Origin of the sequence: Nonomuraea sp. NPDC050691, from assembly GCF_040654455.1 — a bacterium.
Classification (GTDB): Bacteria; Actinomycetota; Actinomycetes; order Streptosporangiales; family Streptosporangiaceae; genus Nonomuraea.
In genome coordinates, this window is record NZ_JBFAIA010000021.1 from 70,650 (window position 1) to 78,052 (window position 7,403).

At 71.5% G+C, this 7,403-nt stretch carries 6 protein-coding genes and 1 pseudogene; 2 read left to right on the plus strand and 5 right to left on the minus strand.

Annotated features, from left to right (window positions below):
- From AB0H81_RS12270 to AB0H81_RS12285, 4 genes and pseudogenes are all read right to left on the minus strand, one after another.
- Window positions 1–407: pseudogene (locus tag AB0H81_RS12270) on the minus strand (Na(+)/H(+) antiporter subunit C); the annotation flags it as partial.
- On the minus strand, window positions 404–3,256 hold the full coding sequence (locus AB0H81_RS12275; RefSeq protein ID WP_358372933.1) for a Na+/H+ antiporter subunit A: 2,853 nt from the start codon (window positions 3,254–3,256) through the stop codon (window positions 404–406). The pseudogene AB0H81_RS12270 and the gene AB0H81_RS12275, both read right to left, overlap by 4 nt.
- 258 nt (window positions 3,257–3,514) lie before the next feature.
- The gene (locus tag AB0H81_RS12280) at window positions 3,515–3,790 is read right to left on the minus strand and encodes a hypothetical protein (protein WP_358372936.1); all 276 of its coding nucleotides are present in this window, start codon (window positions 3,788–3,790) and stop codon (window positions 3,515–3,517) included.
- A gap of 115 nt (window positions 3,791–3,905) precedes the next feature.
- Window positions 3,906–4,526: an SPFH domain-containing protein gene (locus AB0H81_RS12285; protein ID WP_358372938.1), complete on the minus strand. Its 621-nt coding sequence runs from the start codon at window positions 4,524–4,526 to the stop codon at window positions 3,906–3,908.
- Between the two features lie 240 nt (window positions 4,527–4,766).
- Between AB0H81_RS12285 and AB0H81_RS12290 the strand changes: the two genes are divergently transcribed.
- Complete coding sequence (locus AB0H81_RS12290) at window positions 4,767–5,786, plus strand: histidine kinase (RefSeq protein WP_358372940.1); 1,020 nt, start codon at window positions 4,767–4,769, stop codon at window positions 5,784–5,786.
- 3 nt (window positions 5,787–5,789) lie between these two features.
- Window positions 5,790–6,452 (plus strand): response regulator transcription factor, encoded by a 663-nt coding sequence (locus AB0H81_RS12295; protein ID WP_358372943.1) that lies wholly within the window; start codon window positions 5,790–5,792, stop codon window positions 6,450–6,452.
- Between the two features lie 62 nt (window positions 6,453–6,514).
- On the opposite strand, the gene AB0H81_RS12300 is transcribed toward AB0H81_RS12295, so the two are convergent.
- On the minus strand, window positions 6,515–7,403 hold an 889-nt coding region (locus tag AB0H81_RS12300), incomplete at its 5' end, for a helix-turn-helix domain-containing protein (protein ID WP_358372945.1).

Genomic DNA, 7,403 nt, shown 5'->3' on the forward strand with positions numbered 1-7,403 from the left:
GGCCCGGCGCCGTCCCCGTTCTCGTCGTCGATGGCGGCCGGCCCCTCGTCCCGTTCGGCGAGCCGCGCGATCCGGCGGTCCTCGGCGTCGTCCTGCACCTCGTCATGGCCGACGAGGAGCCAGTTGCGGTAGGCCAGCGCCAGCAGGAACGCGGTCATGCCGAGCGTGATCACGATGGCGGTGAGGATCATCGCCTGCGGCAGCGGATCGCTCATCCGCTCCTGCGGGGTGACGCCGACGATCGGCGCTCCGCCTGCCCGGCCGCCCATGAGGATCAGCAGATTGACGCCGTTGCTGAGCAGGATCACCCCCATCAGGATCCGGGTGAGGCTGCGTTCCAGCAGCAGAGTCACGCCGGCGGCGAACAGCACGCCGACCGTGGCGACATAGGTGAGATTGGGCGTCATACCGCCTCCTTGGTCGAGACGTCATCGGCAGGCTCCTGCTGTCGGTCCATCTCGGCGCCGAGGCTGCGCAGGATGTCCAGCACCAGCCCGACGACGATGAGGTAGACGCCGATGTCGAAGAACACCGACGTGACGAGGTGGACGTGCCCCAGCACCGGCAGGTGGAAGTCCAGCAGGGCGCTCTGCAGCACCTGCCCGCCGAGCAGCATCGCCACCGCGCCGGTCCCGACCGAGACGAACAGGCCCGTGCCCAGGACGGCGCCCGCGTCGATGGGGGCCGCGGCGTTCAACTCGGCCCGGTCGCCGGCCAGGTACCGCACGGTCAACGCGAGTCCGCAGACCAGCCCGGCGGCGAATCCGCCGCCCGGCGCGTTGTGGCCGGACAAGAGCAGGTAGACGGAGAACAGCACGATGGTGTGGAACAGCAGCCGGGCGACCACCTGCAGGATGATCGACTGCGGTCGGGTTCCCGGGTCCGGGGCGGTGATCAGCCAGGTGCCCGTCCCCGATGCTCTGGCCGCCGGCGGGCTGCCCCTGCGGCGGCGCAGCGCCCCGGCGCCGCGGAAGATCAGGCTGGCCACGCCGGTGGCGGCCGCCACCAGCACCGAGATCTCACCCATCGTGTCCCAGGCGCGGATGTCGACCAGGGTGACGTTCACGATGTTGCCGCCGCCGCCGTAGGACACCGACAGTTCGGGAAAGGCGACCGAGATCGGGGGCGCCTGGCGGGCGCTGGTGGCGGCGTAGGCCATGCCGGCGGCGACCGCGCCGACGGCGACGCCGATCGCGACGCGCCCGCGCCGGCCGGCTCGGATGGGCCGCCGGGAGAACTTCGCCGGCAGGCGGCGCAGGACGAGGACGAACATCACGAGTGTGACGGTCTCCACCAGGAACTGCGTCAGCGCCAAGTCGGGCGCGCCGTGCAGGACGAACAGCACCGCGATGCCGTAGCCGGTCACTCCGACCAGGATCATGGCGGTGAGCCGGCGCAGCGCACGGGCGGCGAAGATCGCGGCAATGATCACTCCGGCGGCGGCGACCGCCTGCACGGGGGTGTCCCAGGCGCGCCACGGCCGCAGCCACGGCCGGTCGGCGAGCATCATCCCGCCGGGCAGCACGACCAGCGCGAGCAGGATGACGCCGAGGTAGAACGGCAGCGACCCGCGCTGGGTGGCTCCGGTCACCTCCACAGCGAGCCGTCCCACCCCCTCCATCACGCGGTCGTAGACACGCGCGCCGTCGATCGGCAGCCGGACCCGGCCCGCCAGGCGTCCGGCGAGCAGGTACACGGCCGAGCCTGCCGCCAGCGCCAGGAGGGACAATCCCAGAGCCGGGGTGAACCCGTGCCACAGCGCCAGACGGTACGGGGCCCCGGTGCCCGGCACGGCGTCGGCGTACCCGGCCAGCATCCCGCCGACCGCCGGGGCGGACACGCCCACCACCGGCCCGGCCACGGCCAGCAACGCCGCCGGCCCGACGAACGCCCACCCGGCACGGCGCGGTCGCGTGGCGATCACCCCGGGCTTGCCGGCGAACAGGCCCCACAGCAGTCGCAGGGCGTAGGCCACGGTGAGGGCCGAGCCGAGCACCAAGCCGGCGAGCACGACACGGTCCACGCCGGAGCCGTGCAGCAGCGCCTCGAAGGCCGCCTCCTTGCCGACGAAACCGGCCATCGGCGGCACCCCTGCCATCGACGCCGCCGCCAAGGCGGCGACCGCCGCCAGCCACGGTGCGGCCCGTCCCAGACCGCTGAGCTCACGCAGGTCCCTGGTGCCGGCGGAACGGTCGACGATGCCGACGACGAGGAAGAGCGCGGCTTTGAACAGGGCGTGCGCCAGCAGCATCGCCGCGCCGGCCAGCGCCGCGTCGCGGCTCCCGGCGCCGAACACCGCCATGAGCAGGCCGAGCTGGCTGACCGTGCCGTAGGCGAGCAGCAGCTTCGCATCGTGCTGGCGCAGCGCCGCCCACCCGCCCAGGAGCATCGTGATCGTGCCGGCGGTCAGCAGCACCGCCCGCCATACGTTCAGCTCGCCGAACGCCGGTGTCATCAGCGCGGCCAGGAAGACGCCGGCCTTCACCATCGCCGCGGCGTGCAGGTAGGCGCTGACCGGGGTGGGTGCGGCCATGGCGGCCGGCAGCCAGAAGCTGAACGGGAAGATCGCCGACTTGCTCAGCGCGCCGGCCAGGATGAGCAGCAGCGCGACCGTCAGGTAGCCCCCGCCTGGCGGCATCTGGGCGATCTGCGACCACTGGTAGGTTCCGGCACGCTGGCCGAGCATGATGAAACCGGCCAGCATCGCCAGCCCGCCCAGCGTGGTCACCAGCAGAGCCTGCATGGCGCCCACACGATTCGCCCGGCGGGCCGGGTCGTGGCCGATGAGCAGGTAGGAGAAGACGGTGGTCAACTCCCAGAACACGTACAGGACGAGCAGGTTGTCGCAGATGACCAGGCCCAGCATGGCGCCGGCGAACGCGACGAACACCGCGGCGAAGCGTCCGAGCCCGTCCTCGTCGGGGGCGAAGTAGCGGGCGCTGTAGGCCAGCACCAGCGCGCCGATCCCGCCGACGAGCACGACCATCAACCAGCCGAGCGCTCCCACGTGGACGGCGAACTCGAGACCGAGCCGCGGCACCCACGGGTATGTTCCGGCCACGGCGGTGCCGGCGTGGATCTGGCCGGTGTGCGCCAGCGCCCAGGCCAGTGCCGCGAAAGGGGCCGCCGCCAGCGCGTACAGCGCGCGCCGCCCCAACAGGCGCACCAGCAGCGGAGCCGCGACAGCGGCGAGCGCGTGAACCACGACGAGCAGGAGGGCACCCTGCGCGCCGAGTACCAGGTCCGGTGCGCTCATCGGCATTCGCCTCGCGTGGCCCGCATGCCGGCCGGCGGATCCAGGCGACACCTGAGGGGGGCAGGCGTGATACCGGCCGGCGGCATCCCCGCGGGAAGGCGTCTCGCGTGTGCGATCCTCGAACTCCGATCCTCAGGTGACGGTCGTGGGCACCCGTCGCCCGTCGTCCGGTTCAGGCGTGGGCGCCCGGGACGCGAGTGACGGGCTGAGGTGAGGCCGGCGGCATGTCCGCCCCCGCCACCGGCGGACATTCCCCGCCTACCGGTGAACCGCGTCGAAGAGGGTGGCCAGGCGTCGTTCCACCGAGGCCAGCCGGTCCGCGAGGGGACGGCTGTGGAGCAGCTCGGCGAGCTGGTCGGCCTCCCGCTGTTCGAGTTCTACGGTGTGCGCCGGAGTGTCGGGATCGGCTCGGTCGTAGAAGAGCAGGGAGCGTCGCCCGGCGCCGCTGACGATGACAGCGAGGTGGTCTCCTTGCCGGGTGTCGCAGTGGTGGACGGTTCCGACGCCCGGGACGGTGGTGTGCGTGACGTCCACGGCCGGTGTCTCCTTTCGCGGGTAGCGTGGCCGGCTTCCCGGCCGGGGTCGCGGGTGATCGCCGTACCGGTGCACTCCGTGAGGGCCACCCAGCGCCTTGACGGCTCGGCGGGGGCTATCCATGGGGGATTTCCCCCCGCAGGGCGGCCCGCCCGCCTCGGGCCCACGCGATCAGCTCACCCCTGAGCGGGACTTGGATGTCGGTGATGTGGAGCAGCGTGACGTGTACCCCCCACCGTCGGGCCATCGTGCTGAGCTGGTCCGCCATGTCCGCACCGCCGTGGGTGACCAGGTCGGGAAGCTCTGCCAGGTCTCGCTGGGCGATGTGCCGCCGCAACACGCCCTCCGCGGCGATCGTGGTGACCGTCAGCGGGCCGTCCACGGTCATGGCGAAGCGGACGGGATCATCCACCGCGGCCACCGCGGTGGCCTTCACCCGCACGCTGACGCCGTCGCGGGTGACCGCGTCGTTGCCGAACAGGTCCAAGCACACCAGCCGCAGCGATACCCGTACCTGGCGCTCCAGCAGCGGCCACACGACCACGAGCCCCGGACCTCGGACCCCGGTCACGCGGCCCAGCCTCCGTATCACCAGCCGCTCGTCCTCGCTGACGACGTGCAGCGCCTGCGAGGCGACCACGAGCAGCAGCAAGAGGCCCAGCAGCATCCACACCACGGGCTCCACCGTGGTGAACGCCTGCCAGACAGGGGTCGTCCGACCGCCCAGCGTGAACATTGCCTCATCCCCCGTCGACTGTGCTCTTCGGCGCGAACGTCGTCGTCTCCTTCGGCCCCGCAATCGGGTTCGCCCTCTTACCAGTCTGGACCGGGGACCGGCAACGACACCATCGGGCCTGGCACCCATTTCCGCAGGTGGGAACCATGTAGACGGGAACGGTGCGGGCCGTCGGCGTACGCGGGGCATGGGGTACGCCCCCGATGGACAGATGCCGACCGCGTTGGCGAGGCTGGGAGTATGAGCCGGTCAGCCAGCAACCACCCGCAGGCCTTCCCACGCGCGCACCGGGGACCTGGTTCGCCGGCTTCGGCGCTGTTCTGGCGCCTCTTCCTGATCAACGGGCTGGTCTTCACCACCGGGCTGACCGCGCTGGCTCTGTCACCGGCCACGGTGTCCTCACCCGTCCTGCTGAACGAGCTGCCGATCCTGGCCGTCGGTCTCGCGGTGATGCTCACCACCAACGCGTTGCTGCTGCGCACCAGCCTGGCTCCGCTCGGCGCGCTGACCACCCTCATGGAGCGGGTCGACCTGCTGCGTTTCGGTGACCGCATCGCCCACAGCGGCAACGGCGACCTGGGCAGGTTGATCGCGACCTTCAACGCCATGCTGGACCGCCTGGAAGCAGAACGCAGCACCAGCACCGCCCACGCCCTGGCGGCTCAGGAGGCCGAGCGCCAACGCATCGCCCGCGAGCTGCACGACGAGATCGGTCAGAGCCTCACCGTGGTCCTGCTCAGCCTCAAACGCGCGCTGGATCGCGCTCCTGGCGAACTACGGGAGGAGCTGTGCGCGGTGCAGGAGACGGTCCGCGCCAGCCTGGACGAGGTCCGGCAGGTCGCCCGCCGGCTGCGGCCCGGGGTGCTGGAGGATCTGGGACTCATCAGCGCCATGAACTCCCTGGCCGGCGACTTCTCGGCAGTCAGCGGCGTGACGGTGACCCGGCTGCTGGACCCGCGGCTGCCCCAGGTGAGCAGCGACACCGAACTGGTGATCTACCGCATCGCGCAGGAATGCCTGACCAACATCGCCCGGCACGCCCACGCCACACACGTGGAACTGTCGTTGCGAGCCGAAGCCGGCGCCGTCGTGCTGCGCATCACCGACAACGGCACCGGCGGCCCGATCCGCGAAGGCGCCGGCATCCGCGGCATGCGCGAACGCGCCATGCTCATTGGCGCCGACCTCGACATCGACGGCGCACCCGTCCATGGCACTCGAGTGCGCCTCACCATCCCCGTCACCGACCCGCGAGAGTGACACATGCAAGCGCAGCCGACCCGGATCCTGCTCGCCGACGACCACGCACTGGTGCGCCACGGGCTCCGGCTCATATTGGACGCCGAACCGGATCTCAGCGTCGTGGCCGAGGCGGGCGACGGCGCCGAGGCCGTCGACCTGGCCACCCGCGCCGACGCCGACATCGACCTGGCCATCCTCGACATCGCCATGCCGCGGATGACCGGCATCCAGGCCGCCCGGGAGATCTCCCGCCGCGCGCCCGGCGTCCGGCTGCTGATGCTGTCGATGTACGACAACGAGCAGTACTTCTTCGAATCGCTCAAAGCCGGCGCCAGCGGGTACGTGCTGAAGTCGGTGGCCGACCGCGACCTGTTGGAAGCCTGCCGCGCGGCCATGCGCGGCGAACCGTTCTTCTACCCGGGCGCGATCACCGCGCTCATCCGCGACTACCTGCAACGCCACCAGCAGGGGGAGCCGGTGCCCGACACCCTGCTCACCCCACGCGAGGAGGAGATCGTCAAACTCATCGCCGAGGGCCACTCCTCCAAGGACATCGCCGACCTGCTGGTGATCAGCGTCAAGACCGTCGAGCGGCACCGCGCCAACATCCTGGCCAAGCTCGGCCTACGCGACCGGCTGGAACTGACCCGCCATGCCATCAGAGCGGGCCTGGTCGAGCCATGAACACAGCCGTGGACGATCCATTCCTTTCCCGCCGTCCGGGCGATGGCCGGCAAGCGGGCACCCTAAGCCGGCGTGGGCAAGGGCTGCTTCGGCCAGTCGAGCACTTTGGCGCCGAGCACCGCTGCTTGCAGGGTGAAGCGGTGAGCAGGATCGGCCGGGTTGTAGCCGGTCAGCGTCTTGACCCGGTTCAATCGGTAGGTGACGGTGCGCACCGACACGTGCAGCCGCTTGGCCGATTCGGTGGCCACCTCGCCGGTTTCGAAGTAGGCCTCCAGGGTGGCCAGGAGCGGCTGGGCGCCGCCGCGGGCCTGCAGCAGCGGGCTGAGCACAGCGTTCACCAGGTCGACGATGGCGGGTTGGTCGCGGAGCAGGACCCGGTAGATGAGCAGGTCGTGGGCGTCGACGACCGGGGTGTCGACGCGTAGCCGGCCGGCCATGGTGAGCGCTTCGCGGGCCTCCGCGTAGGAGCGGGCGATGCCGTACAGGCCGGGGTGAGCACGGCCCACCGCGACCCGCCAAGGCCGCCCGCGGGGCAGGCGGCTGAGCTCACGATGCATGAGCAGCCCGAGGTCGTTGCCGGGATCGGCGGTCGGCGGCACCCGGCCGGCCAGGGCAGGACCGGCGGGTGCCAGCACGACGAGAAGACCCTCCTTGGTCGCGACGAGCACATCGCGATCCCCGAGCCGGTCGAACATGACCGCCTCCAGAGCACTGATCGCCGTGTCGGCGTCGGGCAGCCGCCGGCTTGGTGCGGCGAGGGCGACCTGGTGGACGCGGGCGAGGTCGAGCCCGAACGGCTCGGCGCGTTCCACCAGGGCGCCGAGGTCTGAGTCGCCGCGCAGGAGGTCGTCGATCAGTTCGCGGCGCAGTGTCTCTTCGCGGCGGACCAGGTCGCGGCGCGCGTCCGCGTAGGCTTCGGCCAGCGTCGCCACCGCGACGTCGACAACGTGC

Excerpts from the sequence above, each read along its gene's own strand:
- AB0H81_RS12275 (WP_358372933.1), bottom strand. The coding sequence starts at position 3,256 with ATGAGCGCACCGGACCTGGTACTCGGCGCGCAGGGTGCCCTCCTGCTC.
- AB0H81_RS12285 (WP_358372938.1), bottom strand. The coding sequence starts at position 4,526 with ATGTTCACGCTGGGCGGTCGGACGACCCCTGTCTGGCAGGCGTTCACC.
- AB0H81_RS12290 (WP_358372940.1), top strand. The coding sequence starts at position 4,767 with ATGAGCCGGTCAGCCAGCAACCACCCGCAGGCCTTCCCACGCGCGCAC.
- AB0H81_RS12295 (WP_358372943.1), top strand. The coding sequence starts at position 5,790 with ATGCAAGCGCAGCCGACCCGGATCCTGCTCGCCGACGACCACGCACTG.